Annotated in this window: 15 protein-coding genes; 11 read left to right on the top strand and 4 right to left on the bottom strand. The window is 67.2% G+C overall.

Annotated elements, in window-relative coordinates; genetic code table 11:
- Positions 1–58 precede the first annotated feature (58 nt).
- From bktB to V2S85_RS00495, 8 genes are all read left to right on the top strand, one after another.
- On the top strand, positions 59–1,240 hold the full coding sequence (gene bktB, locus V2S85_RS00460) for a beta-ketothiolase BktB (protein WP_330700922.1): 1,182 nt from the start codon (positions 59–61) through the stop codon (positions 1,238–1,240).
- A 5-nt stretch (positions 1,241–1,245) separates the two neighbouring features.
- Complete coding sequence (mce, locus tag V2S85_RS00465; protein WP_330700923.1) at positions 1,246–1,686, top strand: methylmalonyl-CoA epimerase; 441 nt, start codon at positions 1,246–1,248, stop codon at positions 1,684–1,686.
- 51 nt (positions 1,687–1,737) lie between these two features.
- A complete protein-coding gene (gene scpA, locus V2S85_RS00470; RefSeq protein WP_330700924.1) occupies positions 1,738–3,888 on the top strand; it encodes a methylmalonyl-CoA mutase in 2,151 nt (716 codons plus the stop codon).
- Between the two features lie 82 nt (positions 3,889–3,970).
- Entirely contained in the window at positions 3,971–5,023 is a 1,053-nt protein-coding gene (bioB, locus tag V2S85_RS00475) for a biotin synthase BioB (protein WP_330700925.1), read from the top strand.
- A gap of 17 nt (positions 5,024–5,040) precedes the next feature.
- The gene (locus V2S85_RS00480; RefSeq protein WP_330700926.1) at positions 5,041–5,877 is read left to right on the top strand and encodes an alpha/beta hydrolase; all 837 of its coding nucleotides are present in this window, start codon (positions 5,041–5,043) and stop codon (positions 5,875–5,877) included.
- Entirely contained in the window at positions 5,859–7,880 is a 2,022-nt protein-coding gene (locus V2S85_RS00485) for an acetyl/propionyl/methylcrotonyl-CoA carboxylase subunit alpha (protein ID WP_330700927.1), read from the top strand. Before V2S85_RS00480 ends, V2S85_RS00485 begins: the two co-directional genes overlap by 19 nt.
- Position 7,881: 1 nt before the next feature.
- On the top strand, positions 7,882–8,253 hold the full coding sequence (locus V2S85_RS00490) for a tRNA-binding protein (protein WP_330700928.1): 372 nt from the start codon (positions 7,882–7,884) through the stop codon (positions 8,251–8,253).
- Positions 8,253–9,032: a thioesterase family protein gene (locus tag V2S85_RS00495; protein ID WP_330700929.1), complete on the top strand. Its 780-nt coding sequence runs from the start codon at positions 8,253–8,255 to the stop codon at positions 9,030–9,032. Before V2S85_RS00490 ends, V2S85_RS00495 begins: the two co-directional genes overlap by 1 nt.
- Positions 9,033–9,036: 4 nt before the next feature.
- Here V2S85_RS00495 and V2S85_RS00500 read toward each other — a convergent pair whose 3' ends face one another.
- From V2S85_RS00500 to V2S85_RS00515, 4 genes are all read right to left on the bottom strand, one after another.
- Positions 9,037–9,213, bottom strand: a complete 177-nt coding sequence (locus tag V2S85_RS00500) for a hypothetical protein (protein WP_330700930.1) — start codon at positions 9,211–9,213, stop codon at positions 9,037–9,039.
- Positions 9,213–10,595, bottom strand: coding sequence for a peptide MFS transporter (locus V2S85_RS00505; protein WP_330700931.1), 1,383 nt, complete (start codon positions 10,593–10,595; stop codon positions 9,213–9,215). The genes V2S85_RS00500 and V2S85_RS00505 overlap by 1 nt, the downstream gene beginning before the upstream one ends.
- Before the next feature lie 500 nt (positions 10,596–11,095).
- Positions 11,096–12,202, bottom strand: a complete 1,107-nt coding sequence (gene aroB, locus V2S85_RS00510) for a 3-dehydroquinate synthase (RefSeq protein ID WP_330700932.1) — start codon at positions 12,200–12,202, stop codon at positions 11,096–11,098.
- Positions 12,193–12,777: a shikimate kinase gene (locus V2S85_RS00515; protein WP_330700933.1), complete on the bottom strand. Its 585-nt coding sequence runs from the start codon at positions 12,775–12,777 to the stop codon at positions 12,193–12,195. The genes aroB and V2S85_RS00515 overlap by 10 nt, the downstream gene beginning before the upstream one ends.
- Positions 12,778–12,834: 57 nt before the next feature.
- Between V2S85_RS00515 and V2S85_RS00520 the strand changes: the two genes are divergently transcribed.
- Genes V2S85_RS00520 through V2S85_RS00530 form a run of 3 tightly spaced genes read left to right on the top strand, consistent with a single transcriptional unit; the run spans position 12,835 to position 15,848 of the window.
- Positions 12,835–13,023 (top strand): hypothetical protein, encoded by a 189-nt coding sequence (locus tag V2S85_RS00520; protein WP_330700934.1) that lies wholly within the window; start codon positions 12,835–12,837, stop codon positions 13,021–13,023.
- 13 nt (positions 13,024–13,036) lie between these two features.
- Positions 13,037–14,938, top strand: a complete 1,902-nt coding sequence (locus V2S85_RS00525) for a hypothetical protein (RefSeq protein WP_330700935.1) — start codon at positions 13,037–13,039, stop codon at positions 14,936–14,938.
- A gap of 19 nt (positions 14,939–14,957) precedes the next feature.
- Positions 14,958–15,848: a tyrosine recombinase gene (locus V2S85_RS00530; RefSeq protein WP_330700936.1), complete on the top strand. Its 891-nt coding sequence runs from the start codon at positions 14,958–14,960 to the stop codon at positions 15,846–15,848.
- Positions 15,849–15,872: the final 24 nt, after the last annotated feature.

The following is a 15,872-nucleotide window of genomic DNA, read 5'->3' on the forward strand; positions in this document are numbered from 1 at the left end:
CGGATGTGAAAGCCGAATACGGCGCCCGGTCGAAGGATAAGGGATTGGGAGTCAGGTCATGGAAGAAGTCTACATCGTCAGCGGCGTGCGCACGGCAGTCGGCGATTTCGGCGGTTCGCTGAAGTCGTTCATGCCTTCGGACCTCGGCGGCCTCGTCGCCACCGAGGCACTGTCGCGCGCCGGGATCGAGGCGGACGCGGTTGAGCATGTGGTCATCGGCCAGGTGATGCCCACCAGCGCGCGCGACCAGATGCTGGCCCGCGTGATCGGCATCAATGCCGGCATCCCGCTCGCCACTCCGGCGCTGACGCTGAACCGCCTGTGTGGCTCGGGCGTGCAGGCGATCGTCTCGGCCGCGCAGATGATGAAGCTGGGCGAGGCCTCGGTGACTCTGGCAGGCGGCGCCGAAGTGATGTCCAACATTCCCTACCATGACCACGGCGTGCGCTGGGGCAGGAAGATGGGCGCCAACACGCAGGAAGACGCGCTGACGCTCGGCCTGTCGGACGCCATCGGCGGCTACCACATGGGCATCACCGCCGAGAACGTGGCGGAACGCCACTGCGTCAGCCGCGAGGACATGGACGCGCTCGCCGCGACCAGCCACGCCCGCGCCGCGCATGCCATCGCCGAAGGCCGCTTCAAGGACCAGATCCTGCCCGTCGAGGTGAAGACCCGCAAGGGCGTCACCGTCTTCGACACCGACGAGCACGTGAAGGCCGACACCACCGTCGAAGTGCTGGGCAAGATGCGCCCGGCGTTCAAGAAGGACGGCACGGTCACCGCAGGCAACGCCAGCGGCATCAACGACGGCGCCGCCGCCGTGGTGCTCGCCACCGGTGCTGAAGTCGAGAAGCGCGGTCTGAAGCCGCTCGCGCGCATCGTCGCCTGGGGGCACGCGGGTGTAGAGCCCGAGTATATGGGTGAAGGCCCGATCAAGGCCGTTCCGATCGCGCTGAAGCGCGCCGGGCTGAGCCTCGACCAGATGGACGTGATCGAGAGCAACGAGGCGTTCGCTGCGCAGGCCGCCGCTGTCGCCAAGGTGCTCGGCTTCGATCCGGCGAAGGTCAATCCCAACGGCTCTGGCGTGTCGATCGGTCACCCCGTCGGCGCCACGGGAACTATGCTCACCATCAAGGCCATGTACGAGTTGAAGCGCATCGGCGGGAAGTACGGTCTCGTCACGATGTGCATCGGTGGCGGGCAGGGCATCGCCATGGTCATAGAGAACGTAGGATAACTGCCATGAAGCTCGGCCGTCTCAACCACATCGGCGTCGCCACGCCCGATCTCGACGCCTCGATCGCGTTCTATAAGGACGTGATGGGGGCCACCGACGTGACCGAGCCGTTCGTGCTCGAAAGCCAGCAGGTGCGCGTCTGCTTCGTCAACACGCCGGGCGAGGGCGGCACTGCGGGTACGCAGATTGAGCTGCTCCAGCCCACCTCGCCGGACTCGGCGGTGGGCAAGTGGCTGGAGAAGAACCCGCTCGGGGGGCAGCACCACATCTGTTATGAAGTGCCCGATATCCACGCTGCCAAGGCCTGGTTCGAGGGTCTCGGCAAGCGCGTGCTGGGCGAGCCGCGCATGGGCGCGCACGGGACGCTGATCTTCTTCGTCCACCCCAAGGACATGGGCGGACAGCTTACCGAGATCATGGAAACGCCGAAGGGCGACCACCACTAATTCGACCCGAAGACCCGGCCCTGCGGCCGGGCGATCCGAGGAATAGCGAACATGGCTGACATCAACGACTGGCAGGCAGCGGCAACCAAGGAAGTCAAGGGCAAGGACCTGACCTGGGAAACGCCCGAGGGCATCGCGGTCAAGCCGCTCTACACCGCCGAGGACGTGACCGTCGATCCGGGCCTGCCCGGCTTCGCGCCCTTCACGCGCGGCGTGCGCGCCTCGATGTACGCGGGCCGTCCCTGGACCATCCGTCAGTACGCGGGCTTCTCCACCGCCGAGGAATCGAACGCCTTCTACCGCCGCAACCTCGCGGCGGGTCAGAAGGGCCTGTCGGTCGCCTTCGACCTCGCGACGCATCGCGGTTACGACTCCGACCACCCGCGCGTGGTCGGCGACGTCGGCAAGGCGGGCGTGGCGATCGACTCGGTCGAGGACATGAAGATTCTGTTCGACGGCATTCCGCTCGACAAGATGTCGGTCTCGATGACTATGAACGGCGCGGTGATCCCGATCCTGGCCTTCTTCATCGTCGCCGGTGAAGAGCAGGGCGTCGATCGCAAGCTCCTCGACGGGACCATCCAGAACGACATCCTCAAGGAGTTCATGGTCCGCAACACCTACATCTACCCGCCTGAGCCTTCGATGCGGATCATCTCGGACATCTTCGGCTACACCAGCCGCGAGATGCCCAAGTTCAACTCGATCTCGATTTCCGGCTACCACATGCAGGAAGCCGGCGCGACGCAGGTGCAGGAGCTGGCCTTCACCATTGCGGACGGCGCCGAATACGTGAAGTACGGCGTGGCCTCGGGTCTCGACATCGACAAGTTCGCGGGCCGCCTGTCGTTCTTCTTCGCGATCGGCATGAACTTCTTCATGGAAGTCGCCAAGCTGCGCGCCGCGCGCGTGTTGTGGCACCGGGTGATGACCGAACTGGGCGCCAAGGATGAGCGCTCGAAGATGCTGCGCACCCACTGCCAGACCTCGGGCGTGTCGTTGCAGGAGCAGGACCCCTACAACAACGTGATCCGCACCACGATCGAGGCGATGGCCTCGATGCTGGGCGGCACCCAGTCGCTGCATACCAACGCACTGGACGAGGCTATCGCGCTGCCGACCGACTTCTCGGCGCGCATCGCCCGCAACACCCAGATCATCATCCAGGAGGAGACCGGCATGTGCAATGTCGTCGATCCGCTGGGTGGCTCGTACTACATCGAATCGCTGACGCAGAGCCTCGTCGACCAGGCCTGGGAGATCATCGAGCGCGTGCAGGCCGATGGCGGCATGGCTAAGGCGGTCGCCGCCGGCTGGCCCAAGGCGATGATCGAGACCGCCGCCGCCTCCCGCCAGGCGCGCGTGGACCGGGGTGACGACGTGATCGTCGGCGTCAACAAGTACCGCCTCGCCGCCGAGGACGCGATCGAGACGCTCGACATCGACAACGCCAAGGTTCGCGAAGGCCAGATCGCCCGCATCAACAAGATGAAGGCGGAGCGCGACGAAGCCGTGTGCCAGGCCGCGCTCAAGGCGCTGGCCGATGGCGCCGCTGCGCCCGCCAGCATCGAGAACAACCTGCTTGCCCTTGCGGTCGAAGCGGCCCGCGCCCGCGCGACCCTCGGCGAAATCTCCTCCGCGATGGAGGAGAGCTTCGAGCGCTACGGCACTCAGCCGACCCCGGTGAAGGGCGTCTACGGCGCGCCTTACGAGGGCGACAGCCGCTGGCAGCAGGTGCTCGACGGCGTTCAGGCGGTGGAGCGCCGCCTTGGCCGCAAGCCCAAGCTGCTCGTCGCCAAGATGGGCCAGGACGGGCACGATCGCGGCGCCAACATCGTCGCCTCGGCCTTCGGCGACATGGGCTTCGAGGTCGTCTCCGGCCCGCTGTTCCAGACGCCCGAGGAAACCGTGGTGCTGGCCTTGCAAAACGAAGTCGATGTCGTCGGTGCCTCCAGCCTCGCGGCCGGTCACAAGACGCTGATCCCCGAACTGATCCAGCAACTGCGCGATGCCGGGCGCAGCGACGTCAAGGTGATCGCCGGCGGCGTGATCCCGGCGAAGGACTACGAATACCTGCGCAATGCCGGCGTTCAGGGCATCTACGGCCCCGGCTCGAACGTGGTCGAATGCGCCGCGGACGTGCTGCGCCTGCTCGGGCACAACATGCCGCCCGCCGGCTCCGAACTGCAGGCGGCCGAGTAAGGGGATGCTGGATCAGCGCGGCATCGCGTTCTATGACAGGGCTTTGGCCCCGAGCCGCGCGCGTGCCGCCTGAGGAATGACTATGACCGAAACCCCCGCTTTCGCCCCCCGTACCGACTGGACCCGCGAGGAAATCGCGGCGCTGTTCGACCTGCCATTCACCGAGCTGGTCTTCCGCGCCGCCGAAGTTCACCGCGCCAGCCACAAGGCCGACGAAGTGCAGCTCTCCACGCTGCTCTCGATCAAGACCGGCGGGTGCGTGGAGGATTGCGGCTACTGCTCGCAGTCGGTCTCAGCCAACAGCGGGGTCAAGGCGACCAAGCTGATGGAAGTACAGGCCGTGCTGCAGCGCGCGGCGCAGGCGGCGGACCAGGGCTCGACCCGCTTCTGCATGGGCGCGGCCTGGCGCAACCCCAAGGACCGCGACATGCCCGCCATCATCGAGATGGTGAAGGGCGTGCGCGCAATGGGCATGGAAACCTGCATGACGCTGGGCATGCTGACCCCTGATCAGGCCGACATGCTGAGCGAGGCGGGCCTCGACTATTACAACCACAACATCGACACCTCGCCCGAGCGCTACGATCAGGTCATCACTACGCGCACGATGGACGACCGCCTCGATACGCTGTCGAACGTGCGCATGGCGGGCATCAACGTATGCTCGGGCGGCATCGTCGGCATGGGCGAAACGCGGGCCGATCGCGTGGGCTTCGTTCACACGCTCGCGACGTTGCCGGAACATCCGCAGTCGGTGCCGGTGAACGCGCTGGTACCGGTGAAGGGCACCGTGCTGGGCGACATGCTGGCCGACACCCCGCTCGCGAAGATCGACGACGTGGAGTTCGTGCGCACCGTCGCGGTGGCGCGCATCACCATGCCGGGCTCGATGGTGCGCCTCTCGGCGGGGCGCGAGTCGATGTCGGAGATGACGCAGGCGATGTGTTTCCTGGCGGGCGCGAACTCGATCTTCACCGGCGACAAGCTGCTCACCGCGCCCAATTCCGGCGACGACAACGATCTGGCGATGTTCGCGCGGCTGGGGCTCAAGCCGATGGCCATCGAACTGACGCCCGCGCAAGTCGAAGCCCAGCGCATGCCCAAGGGCTGCGCCAAGCTGGAAGCGGCCGAGTGATGAAACGGGCGGGATCAATGCTGCTGGCGTTGTCCTGCCTCCTTTGCGTGCCGGGCGTTGCGGTTGCCGAAGCGCCTGCATCCACTCCGATCACGATCGGACAAACACACCTCGTTGCCTTTGCCGACGGCGACCAGCGACAGGTCAACGTCTATCTGCCCGAAGGCTATGCGGATGGAGCTAAGCGCTATCCGGTGCTGTATCTCATCGATGGCGGCCTTTCACAGGACTTCCTGCATGTTGCCGGGACGAGCGCGCTCAACGCGATCTGGGGCCGCTCGCTGCCGGTCATCGTCGTCGGGATCGAGAGCAAGGACCGCCGCGCCGAACTGATCGGCAGTGCTGGCAATGCCGCGCAGCACAAACAATACCCGACGGCTGGACAGTCCGCACGGTTCCGAGCCTTCCTGCGTGACAAGGTAAAGCCGCTGATCGAGGCGGATTATCGCACCGATGGCGACGATGGGGTGATTGGTGAATCGCTGGCCGGCCTGTTCATCGTCGAGACGTGGCTGCGTGAACCCGGCCTGTTCCACCGTTACGCCGCCATCGACGCGAGCCTGTGGTGGCATGACGCGGCCCTCGCCAAAGCGGCCGCAGGCCTGATCGCGACGTCTCCCCGGACCGCTCCGCTGTACCTGACATATTCGAACGAAGGTCAGGAAACCGCTCAGGCCGCGCAGCGCGTCGCGGCAGCAGGCGGCTCGCTGGTCTGCCTCTCGCCGCGTGAGGATCTGACCCATGCGACGGCCTATCACGTCCTCTCGCCGCAGGCGCTGCAGTTCCTGTTTCCGACCGCCAACAAACAAGACCCCGAATGGGGCTTCGAGGTGCCATGTTCAAAAAAATCCTGATCGCAAACCGGGGCGAGATCGCCTGCCGCGTCATCAAGACGGCGCGCCGCATGGGTATCGCCACGGTCGCCGTCTATTCCGACGCCGACGCCCGCGCGCCGTTCGTGCAGATGGCGGATGAGGCGGTGCACATCGGCCCCGCGCCTGCCGCGCAGTCCTACCTGATCGCCGACAAGATCATCGCCGCCGCCAAGCAGACCGGCGCCGACGCCGTGCACCCCGGCTACGGCTTCCTGTCCGAGCGCACTTCCTTCGCCGAGGCGCTCGCCGCAGAGGGCATCGAGTTCATCGGCCCTCCCGTGAACGCGATCGCGGCGATGGGCGACAAGATCGAGTCCAAGAAGCTCGCCAAAGCGGCCGGCGTCAACGTCGTCCCCGGCTTCGTCGGCGAGATCGAGGATACCGAGCACGCCGTGCGCATCTCGGCCGAGATCGGCTACCCGGTGATGATGAAGGCCAGCGCGGGCGGCGGCGGCAAGGGCATGCGCCTTGCCTACAACGAAAACGACGTGCGCGAAGGCTTCGAGGCGACCAAGCGCGAGGGCCTGAACTCGTTCGGCGACGACCGCGTCTTCATCGAGAAGTTCATCCTCAACCCGCGCCACATCGAGATCCAGATCCTCGGCGACAAGCACGGCAACATCCTCTACCTGAACGAGCGCGAATGCTCGATCCAGCGCCGCCACCAGAAGGTGGTCGAGGAAGCGCCGTCGCCCTTCGTCACCCCGGCGATGCGCAAGGCCATGGGCGAGCAGTGCGTCGCCCTGTCGCGCGCGGTGGGATACTACTCGGCGGGCACGGTGGAACTGATCGTCTCGGGCGCGGACCCGACGGGCGAGAGCTTCTACTTCCTCGAAATGAACACCCGCCTGCAGGTGGAGCACCCCGTCACCGAAGCGATTACCGGCGTCGATCTCGTCGAGCAGATGATCCGCGTCGCGGCGGGCGAGAAGCTGGAGATGACGCAGGACGACGTGAAGATCGACGGCTGGGCCATCGAGAACCGCGTCTACGCCGAAGATCCCTATCGCGGCTTCCTGCCCTCGACGGGCCGCCTCGTGCGCTACAATCCGCCGGTCGAAGGCTGGACGGATGACGGCGAAGAGAACGGCCGCCGCGGCATCGACGGTATCCGCGTGGACGACGGCGTCTACGAAGGCGGTGAAGTCTCGATGTTCTACGACCCGATGATCGCCAAGCTCATCACCTGGGGCGAGACGCGCGACGAGGCGGCGGACAAGCAGATCGCCGCGCTCGACGCCTTCGAGATCGAGGGCCTTGGCCACAACATCGATTTCGTCTCGGCGATCATGCAGCACCCGCGCTTCCGCTCGGGCGAGCTGACCACCGGCTTTATCGCCGAGGAGTACCCCGAGGGCTTCCACGGCGCGCCCGCGTCGGACGAACTCAAGGTGCAGCTGGCCGCCGTCGCCGCCTTCGTCGCCACCGCGCGCGCCGATCGCTCGCGCCGGGTCGAAGGCCAGCTGGGCGGCCCGCTCGATCCTCCGGGCGAGTGGACCGTGACCATCGACGGCGATGTCTTCGCGGTCGAACTCGACGAAGACCTGCTGACGGTCAATGGCGAGGAAGTCGAACTCGAACTCGAGTACACCCCGGGCGACCGCTTCGTGGACGCGGAAGTCGATGGCGAGGACTTGACGCTCAAGCTGGACGTCACTCGCACCGGTTTCCGGATGACCACGCGCGGCGCGATCCACAAGGTGGACTGCCTGCCCGCGCACATCGCCGGCTACACGCAGCACATGATCGAGAAGATTCCGCCGGATCTCTCGAAGTACCTGATCTGCCCGATGCCGGGCCTGCTCGTTTCGCTCAATGTGGGCGAGGGCGACAAGGTCGAGGCAGGGCAGCCGCTGGCAGTGGTGGAAGCCATGAAGATGGAAAACATCCTGCGCGCCGAGAAGTCGGGCACGGTGAAGTCCGTCAACGCCAAGGCGGGGGAAAGCCTTGCGGTGGATGCGATCATCCTCGAGATGGAGTGACATGCATCTCGATCACGACCCTGCCGCGCCTCCGGGCGAAACCATAGGCTTCGACGATTTCCTCAAGGTGGACATCCGCATCGGCACCATCGTCGGCGCGGAAGTCTATGAGGGCGCACGGAAACCCAGTTACAAGCTGCGGATCGATTTCGGTCCCGGCATCGGCGAGAAGAAGAGCGTCGGCCAAGTGGCCGCGCTCTATTCTCCCGAGGAGCTGACCGGGCGGCAGGTGGCGGCGGTCGTGAACTTTCCCGTGCGCCAGATCGGCAAGGCGCTGTCCGAAGTGCTGACGCTCGGCTTCGCGGACCAGGAAGGGCGGGTGACGCTGTTCTCGCCCGACAAGCGCGTACCCGATGGATCGCGGCTGTTCTGATGGCGGGGCTGGGAGATATGCTCGCCGCTGCGGAGCCGCTGGAAAGCGGTTTCGCGCTGGAAATCACCGAGGACTGGCTGCAGGGGCGCACCGCTTACGGAGGACTGACTTCGGCCATCGCATTGGCGGTGGCAAAAGGCGTTTCCGACGATCTGCCGCCGCTGCGCTCGGGTCAGCTTTCGATGGTCGGCCCCTTGGCCGGGCGCATCGAGGCTCGCGCGAAAGTGCTGCGGCAGGGGCGCAATGCGACCTGGGTTTCCGCCGAACTGACCGGTGAGGCGGGAGTGGGATTCACCGCCGGCTTCGTCTTCATGCGCCAGATCGAGAGCGTGCTGTCGATCGATCACTATCCGCTACCGGACGGCGTCATTTCGCTCGACGAGGCGAAGCCGGTGCCGATGGATCATGCCCCGGCTTTCCTGCGCAATCACTTCGAGGCGCGCTTCGCCATGCCCAAGACCGCGCTGGGCGAGGCGGACCTCGCTTGGTGGGTGCGGCCGCGCGAGCGCGGGGGGCTCGATCCCGAGGTCGAGTGCCTGCTGTGCGGGGATGTGCTGCCGGTGGCGGTCTGGCCGCTGCTGGGCTTCAAGGTGCCGATTTCGTCGATGCAGTGGCACGTCAACATGCTGGACGCGAAGCCCTCGGCGGATGGCTGGTGGATGATCCGCTCGACCAGTTTGCATGCGACGCATGGCGGGGCGAGCGAGCACATCATGCAGTGGAACGCGGATGGTGTTCCGGCCGTTGCGGGCATGCAGTCGGTCGCCGTGTTCGGTTGAGCCCTCAGCGGCCGCGCATGCCTTTGATGAAAGCGTAACTGCCGCCGACGAACACCGCGAGGGCGAGGATAAAGCCGATCCCGGCGCCCCATTTCGCACCTTCGGCTCCCCAGAGAAAGCCGCCTGTCGTGAGGCCCAGCAGCGGCAGGACGATCAGCAGCAGGCAGCCGATGACGGGCATCAGGCGGTGCCCATCAATCGCTTTGCAAACAACAGCTTGAATAGCCCGAACCCGATTAGTGCGACGGCGGCCGAAGCCATGTGCAGCAGCCAGAACGTCGTCGTCGGCATTGTCGAGAACAGCGTGCCGATCTTGCCCACTGCGAGGTTCGCGCCGAAGAACGCAAGGTAGTAGATCCCCACGATCGAGGCGTTCAGCGCGCGCGGGGCAAGGCGGGTGAACAGCGCGAGGCTGACCGGCAGTAGGTGCGCGAAGCCGATCGAGTTCACGAGGTGGAACATGACCGGCCAGAATAGACCAATCTTTCCGGTACCTTGCGTCGCCGCAGCCATATAGAGGCACGCCGCGCCGCCGACGATGAAGGCGCAGCCCAGGATCATCTTGCCCAGTTCGTCCGGCTCCTTGCCGGTGCGCTTGCCGACGAAGGCCCAGAACGCGGCGACCGCCACCAGCATCGAGAAGCTGAGGGCGGCGTCAATGGTAATCATCCAGCTCGTCGGTAGCGTCTCGCCCATGAAGCTGAGCTGGAACTGCTGGTCCGCCCAGACGAGATAAGCGTTGAAAATCTGCTGGTTGGTCAGGAGCGACACGCCCATGATCGGCACCAGTACCAGCACGGCCAGAAGACGTGGGCCGTCTCCCTTCTCGAACGTGGCGCGGGGCTCGGCGGACTTGGCGGCCTTGCTGTCGGCGGGAAGCCAGGGCTTTGCGTAGATGTACAAAAGCAGGCCGAGCACCATCACCACGCCGGCGCAGCCGAAGCCCCAATGCCAGCCGACCTTCTCGCCCAGCGTGCCCGAGATCAGTGGCGCGACGATTACCGAGACATTGATAAATATGTAGAAAATCTGGAACGCCATCGCGCGGCGGATATCGCCCTGCTTGTAGAGTTCGCCGACCTGGCTGGCGATGTTGCCCTTGAACAGCCCGACGCCCACCACCAGCGATATCAGCGCCAGCAGGAAGGCGCTTTCGAACGCCATCAGGAAATGGCCGAGCGACATGACCACGCCGCCCGCGATCAGCGCGGCGCGGCGGCCGAGCAGGAGGTCGGCCAGGATGCCGCCGAGGATCGGGGTCAGATAGACTAAGGCCGTGTAAAGGCCGAATATTTCGGAAGCCAGCGGCTGTCCGGACAGGCCCGGGAACACGTGCGTTGTGACCCAGTCCAGCCCGATCACGCCCTCCTGCCGCCCCGGCACCAGCAGGTACTTGACCATGTAGAGCGTCAGCAGCGTCTGCATCGAATAGTAGGAGAAGCGCTCGCAGCCCTCGACCAGGCCGAGCAGGCCTAACCCCTTGGGATGGCCCAGGAAAGCGCGGTCGTCTCGCGCCGCTTCTTCAGGGAAGTCGAGGTTGGGCGTCGCTTCGGGTGCGGTCATGTCTGTCCCGTAATTATCTTGTGCATCGGCGTAATCGCCGTTCCTGCGCGAGCAATGTCATGTCGATGTAACAGGGTCAAACCTGAATGCGTGGCTAATGAAAAGGCGGCAGGCCGATCGACCTGCCGCCTTCCGCAACGCCCCGGGGGATTCGCACGGGGCGTCTTGGCCCCCCGGCCAGCGTGACAAACGCCTACTCCGTTGAAAGAGCGTGCAAATATATAACGTTCGCGAGCCCGTGGCGATCCGGGTTTCGTCGCTGCACGGCCACGAAGCGGCGCATAAGCACGGCGTTTTGCAGGGTGCACTCAACGGCACCTAAAGGCACTTAAAGATGCCACAAGACGCCAAAAGGTGTGGGTAGCGATGGAATGGCAGTGACTTACCACAGCCATCGTCATTGCGAGCGCAGCGAAGCAATCCAGAGCGGTTTACCCGGCTCTGGATTGCTTCGCTACGCTCGCAATGACGACGTTGAATCGACGGTGCTCAGGAGAGCGTCAGCGCGCCAGTTCCTCGTCGAGGAACACCGCCACGTCTTCCAGCGAGACCTGCTTGTCGAGGTAGGTCTGGCCGATGCCCTTCATCAGCAGGAAGGGCAGGGTGCCCGCATCCATCTTCTTGTCGTGGAGCATGTGCTGCACGAGAGCGGCACCGTCGCAGTCCAGCCCGAGCGCCCTGAGGCTGGCGGGCAGGCCGATCTCGCCGATATGCTGCGCGACATGCTCGGCGCTCGCCTGCGGCATCAACCCGCGCCTTGCCGAGTAACGCGCCGCCAGCACCATGCCGAGCGCGACGCCCTCGCCGTGGAGCAGGCGGTCGCCGAAGCCGGTCTCGGCCTCCAGCGCGTGGCCGAAAGTGTGGCCGAGGTTGAGCAGGGCGCGGCGGCCGGTGGTTTCGAACTCGTCCTCCGCCACGATGCGCGCCTTGGCCGCGACCGAATGGGCCACGGCATATTCGCGAAGCGCGCTGTCGCCCGCGAGCATCGCGGCGGCATTGCCGTCGCACCAGGCGAAGAAGTCGGCGTCGTCGATCAGCCCGTACTTCACGACTTCGGCATAGCCCGCGCGCAAGTCGCGCTCGGGCAGCGTTTCCAGCGCCGAGAGGTCGGCCAGCACCAGCGAGGGCTGGTGGAACGCGCCGACGAGGTTCTTGCCGGCGGGGGTGTTGATCGCGGTCTTGCCGCCGACGCTCGAATCGACCTGCGCCAGCAGCGTGGTGGGCACCTGGATGAAATGGCACCCGCGCTTCAGCACCGAGGCGCAGAAGCCGGTGAGGTCGCCGATCACGCCGCCGCCCAGCGCGATGATGTGATCGCCGCGCTCCACTTCGAGGCCGAGCAGCCAGTTCACCGTGGCGGCCAGTTCCTCCCACGACTTTGTCGCTTCGCCTGCCGGAAGGATGCGCCAGTGCGGTTCGTGGCCGTTGTCGCGCAGGGACTTTTCCACCACGTCGCCCCAGGCCGCGTGGACATTGGCGTCGGTGACGATCGGCACCGCGCGCTTGCGCAGGCGGCCCCGGCAGTTGGGCGCGAGTTCGGCGAGCAGCCCGGCGCCGATGCGGACTTCGTAAGGCCGACCGGCGATGTCGACGGGGATCACAGCCATTGCGAAATTCCCTGGAGTACCTTGTTGATGGTCTGGACGTGCGGGCCCGATCCGCTGAGGACGTGGATCGGCGCCTGGGCGTAGTGCTGCGCCCGCTCCTCGCGCAGGCGGCCGAGGATCTCGCGCGGGTTGCCGCCGCGCAGCAGCGGGCGGTTCTCCTTGCGCGCGGTACGCTCGACCAGGGTATCGACCTCGCTGTCGAGCCAGATGGTGATCGCCTTGTCGAGGATCAGCGCGCGGGTTTCCACGTTGACGAAGGCGCCGCCGCCGGTGGCGATGACGATGCGCCGCCCGGCCGCGACGCTGTCCGTCAGCAGGCGGGAGATGACGCGGCGTTCGCCGTCGCGGAAATAGTCCTCGCCGTAGGTGTCGAAGATCTCCGGGATCGCCATCTGCGCCGAGCGCTCGATCTCGTCGTCGGCATCGACGAAGGGGCAGTCGAGAAGGTTCGCAAGCCGCTTGCCGACGCTGGACTTGCCGACTCCCATCATGCCGACCAGCACGATGGGGCGATCGATCCGGCGGCCGAGCGCCGCGATTTCCTGCGGGGAAAACCGTGTCTGTTGAACGTCCATTGCCCCATCGCCTATAGTTGCGCTAGGTCGCAGCGCAAGCATGGTGAAGGAAGCCGAGTGAACATCGTAAAGCGCGAAGTAAAGCGCGGGCGCGCCAGCCTTGCACCGAAGGTCGCCGCCATCCTGCTGCCGCTGGCGCTGATCGCGCTGGGCGTCGCCGCCTGGAACGATGCGGGCGTGCAGACGGTCGAGGACCAGACGATCGCGGTGCCGCTGCCCGCTCTGCCGGATGGGGCGGCGAAATGAGGGGGGTGGCCAAGTGAGGGCGCTCCACCTTCTTGCCGGCGGCGCGCTGGCGCTGGTCTCGGTCTGGGCGGTCGGGCTGCAGGCCGCGCAGGATTCGCCCGAATCGCTGCTGCCCAAGATGTTCGACGATCCGGCCCCGGCGCGCTCCGCCGCGCCGCGCCCGGCGGCGACGAGGGCACCGGCGCCGCGTCCTTCCGCCGCGCCTGCCGTGACGGGCACGGCGGCAAGCACCGCGCCGCGCCCGGCGGCGACCTCGACGCCGGTGATCCAGGCGCTGCCCGCTGCCGCGCCGACATTGGCCGCCGTGCAGCAGGACGACGGCACCTTGCGCCGCATCCCGAGCCTCGAAGAGCTTGAGAAGATGTCGCCCGAGGATTTCGAGGCGCTGCTCGGCGCCAAGGTGGTGATCGACATGCCGCCGAGCGCGCGCCGTTCCGCCGACGAGGCGGGGCTGCTCGATCCCGAGGAGGGCGGACTGCCGCTGGATTCGCTGCGCCCGCAGAACGGCGCGCTGGTCCGGGTGGCGCTGGCGGGCAACCGTGGCCAGCTCGTTTCGCGCTGGGGGCACATCCTGCTGCGCCGGGCGCTGGCCTCGCGTCTCGCGCCGCCGCAGGGCATGAGCGCGGGCGACTTCATGGGGCTGCGCGTCGGCCTGCTGCTGCGCATGGGCGAGTATGACGCGGCCCGCGCGGTGCTGCAGGATCTCGACATCGCCGACTATACCCCCGCCTTCGGGCAGGTGGCGTTCGACGTCTATGCCCGCAATGCCGACTTCACCGGGCTGTGCCCGGTCATGGCGACGCAGGGCTCGCTGCGCGACGATCCGCAATGGAACGCCGCGCGCACCATCTGCGAGGCGTTTCGCGGCAACAGCACGGCGGCGATCTCGCGGCTGGAGCGTGACCGGGTGCGCGGGACGATGGACCAGACTGACCTGCTGCTCGCGCAGAAATATGCCGGGGCCGCCGGCAAGGCGCGGCGCGCGGTGACGATCGAGTGGAACAAGGTCACGACGATGACGCCGTGGCGCTATGGCCTGGCGATCGGCACCGGGCTGGAGCCGCCGGCTGCGCTGGTGAATGCGGCGGGCCCGTCCTACGACTATGCCGCCGCGCTCGCCCCGATGGTGAGCCTGACGCGGCGCGCGGCTGCGGCCGATCGCGCGGCGGCGGCGGGCGTGCTTTCGAACGCGGCGATGGTCGATCTCTATTCGCAGCTCTATGCCGATCCGGACATCTCCGGCGAATGGCAGGACCGCGCCGAATCGCTGCGCGATGCCTATACCCAGCCCGATCCGGCGACGCGGCTGGCGGCGATGCAGGCGTTGTGGAACGTGACCGGGGCAGGCGTCTATGCCCGGCAGGTGCTGACGGCGGCGGCGGCGGCGCGCATGGCGCCCAGTGCCGACCTTGCGGACAGCGCGCCCTCGCTGATCGCCTCGATGCTGGCGGCGGGATACGATGCCAACGCGCTGCGCTGGGCAAGCGTGGTGGAAGCCGGTTCGCGGGCCTGGGGCCTGCTGGTGCTGGCGGCGCCCGGGCAGGGCGCGGCGGTCAGCGGTTCCGCGCTCGAAACCTACGAAGGCGAGGACGACAGCGCGCGCAAGCAGCGCTCGGCCTTCCTCGCCGCCGGTCTGGCCGGGCTGCAGCGGCTCGATCGCGGCGCCGCCGAACGGATCGCCCGTGACAACGGCATGGCCATGGGCGGCGCGACCCGCTGGACCGCCGCGATCGACAGCGCCGCGAAGCGGGGCGACCAGGCCAGCGTGGCGCTGCTCGCGGCGTTCGGCATGCAGGGCGAGAGCTGGCAACGGATGACGCCGCGCCACTTGTTCCACATCGTCGCCGCGCTGCGCGCCGTCGGGCTCGACGCGGAAGCACGGATGATCGCGGCCGAGGCGGTCGCGCGGGTCTGACGGGCGGGTGGGCGCGTCGATGACCGCTGCCGAAGATCCCGCAGAGCGCTTCCTGGCGATGCTCGCGGCCGAACGCGGCGCGGCGGCCAATACGCTGGCGGCCTATCGCCGCGACCTGGAAGCCGCGCGCGAAGTGCTGGGCGATGTCGCGCAGGCCTCTCCCGAGGCGCTCGAAGGCCTGGGCGCCGCGTGGAGCGGCCTGGCCGGTTCCAGCCTGGCGCGGCGGTGCTCGGCGCTGCGGCAATTCTACGGCTTCCTGATCGACGAGGGGCTGCGCGCCGACGATCCCTCCGCCGCCCTGCCGCGCCCGCGCCTGCGCCGCCCCTTGCCGCGCCTGCTCAGCCACGAGGAAGTCGAGCGGTTCCTGGCCCGGGCGGACGAGGAAGCGGCGGGCGAGCGGCACGATGCGGTGCGGCTGCTGGCGCTGCTCGAACTGCTCTACGGATCGGGCCTGCGGGCGACCGAGCTGGTTTCGCTGCCGGTCACGGCGGTGCCGCGCGATGCGCCGTTCCTGCACGTCACCGGCAAGGGCGGGCAGCAGCGGATGGTGCCGGTCAGCACGCGGGCGCGGGCGGTGCTGTCGCGCTGGATGGCGGTGCGCAAAGGCACCTCGCGGCTGCTGTTCCCGTCGAGCGGGGCCAGCGGTCACCTGACTCGCGTGCGCCTGTTCCAGCTTTTGCGCGCGCTGGCGGGCCGGGCCGGGATCGATCCGGAGCGCGTCTCGCCCCACGTCCTGCGCCATGCCTTCGCGACTCACCTGCTGGAGGGCGGCGCCGACTTGCGGGTGCTGCAGATGCTGCTCGGCCATGCGGATATCGCGACGACGCAGATCTACACCCACGTCGACAGCGCGCGGCTGGTGGCGCTGGTCAATTCGCGGCACCCGCTGGCGAACGCGAAGGGAAACTGAAGGAACCGGGGCGCGTTGAGGGCC

Source organism: Novosphingobium resinovorum (assembly GCF_036352595.1).
Taxonomy (GTDB): Bacteria; Pseudomonadota; Alphaproteobacteria; order Sphingomonadales; family Sphingomonadaceae; genus Novosphingobium; species Novosphingobium resinovorum_B.

Bases quoted from the DNA above. Each gene is read 5' to 3' on its own strand.
- bktB (WP_330700922.1), top strand. From the start codon at position 59: ATGGAAGAAGTCTACATCGTCAGCGGCGTGCGCACGGCAGTCGGCGAT.
- V2S85_RS00515 (WP_330700933.1), bottom strand. From the start codon at position 12,777: ATGGACGTTCAACAGACACGGTTTTCCCCGCAGGAAATCGCGGCGCTC.
- V2S85_RS00495 (WP_330700929.1), top strand. From the start codon at position 8,253: ATGGCGGGGCTGGGAGATATGCTCGCCGCTGCGGAGCCGCTGGAAAGC.
- mce (WP_330700923.1), top strand. From the start codon at position 1,246: ATGAAGCTCGGCCGTCTCAACCACATCGGCGTCGCCACGCCCGATCTC.
- V2S85_RS00500 (WP_330700930.1), bottom strand. From the start codon at position 9,213: ATGCCCGTCATCGGCTGCCTGCTGCTGATCGTCCTGCCGCTGCTGGGC.
- scpA (WP_330700924.1), top strand. From the start codon at position 1,738: ATGGCTGACATCAACGACTGGCAGGCAGCGGCAACCAAGGAAGTCAAG.
- V2S85_RS00530 (WP_330700936.1), top strand. From the start codon at position 14,958: ATGACCGCTGCCGAAGATCCCGCAGAGCGCTTCCTGGCGATGCTCGCG.
- V2S85_RS00505 (WP_330700931.1), bottom strand. From the start codon at position 10,595: ATGACCGCACCCGAAGCGACGCCCAACCTCGACTTCCCTGAAGAAGCG.
- V2S85_RS00490 (WP_330700928.1), top strand. From the start codon at position 7,882: ATGCATCTCGATCACGACCCTGCCGCGCCTCCGGGCGAAACCATAGGC.
- V2S85_RS00485 (WP_330700927.1), top strand. From the start codon at position 5,859: ATGTTCAAAAAAATCCTGATCGCAAACCGGGGCGAGATCGCCTGCCGC.
- bioB (WP_330700925.1), top strand. From the start codon at position 3,971: ATGACCGAAACCCCCGCTTTCGCCCCCCGTACCGACTGGACCCGCGAG.
- aroB (WP_330700932.1), bottom strand. From the start codon at position 12,202: ATGGCTGTGATCCCCGTCGACATCGCCGGTCGGCCTTACGAAGTCCGC.
- V2S85_RS00480 (WP_330700926.1), top strand. From the start codon at position 5,041: ATGCTGCTGGCGTTGTCCTGCCTCCTTTGCGTGCCGGGCGTTGCGGTT.